Below are 638 nucleotides of genomic sequence, written 5' to 3'. Positions count from 1 at the left end.
TCCTGGCGCTGGCCGCCGGGCACCCCGGGGTCGGCATCGAGCCCCTGGCCGGGGCGGGCCACGCCAGCTATATCGACCAGCCCGACGCCTTCAACCGGGCCCTGTGCCGCCTGGCCGGGGCCTTACCGAATCGAGGAGTACAAGCATGAGTTTCAAGCTGCAAGGCAAGGTGGCGGTGGTCACCGGCGGTTCGTCCGGCATCGGGCTGGAAACGGTCCGGCTGCTGCTGGCGGAAGGCGCCCGGGTGGCCTGGTGCGGCCGCAACCCCGGGCGGCTGGCCGCCTCCCTGGAAGAGATGCGCGCCGCCTTTCCCGGGGCCGAGTGCCTGACCCGGCCCTGCAACGTGCTGGACAAGGCCGAGGTGGCCGCCTTTGCCGCCGCGGTGGAGGCCCGCTTCGGCGGAGCCGACCTGCTGATCAACAACGCTGGCCAGGGCCGGGTGTCGAACTTCGAGCAGACCGAGGATGAAGACTGGGTAGCCGAGATCCGGCTCAAGACCTTCAGCGTGCTCCACCCGATCCGCGCCTTCCTGCCCCAGCTGGAGCGCTCGGACTGCCCGTCCATCACCAACGTCAACTCGCTGCTGGCGCTGCAGCCGGAGCCGCACATGATCGCCACCTCGGCGGCGCGGGCGGCGC

General features: G+C 71.3%; 1 protein-coding gene. It reads left to right on the top strand.

Features of this window, described 5'->3' with window-relative positions:
• Nucleotides 1-145: 145 nt before the first annotated feature.
• On the top strand, nt 146-638 hold a 493-nt coding region (locus CGX12_RS19410; RefSeq protein WP_142995730.1), incomplete at its 3' end, for an SDR family NAD(P)-dependent oxidoreductase.

Source organism: Zobellella denitrificans, from assembly GCF_002237365.1.
GTDB classification, from domain to species: Bacteria; Pseudomonadota; Gammaproteobacteria; order Enterobacterales; family Aeromonadaceae; genus Oceanimonas; species Oceanimonas denitrificans.
The sequence above is the reverse complement of the archived record's forward strand: the minus strand, read 5'-3'. Positions and strand labels throughout refer to the sequence as shown.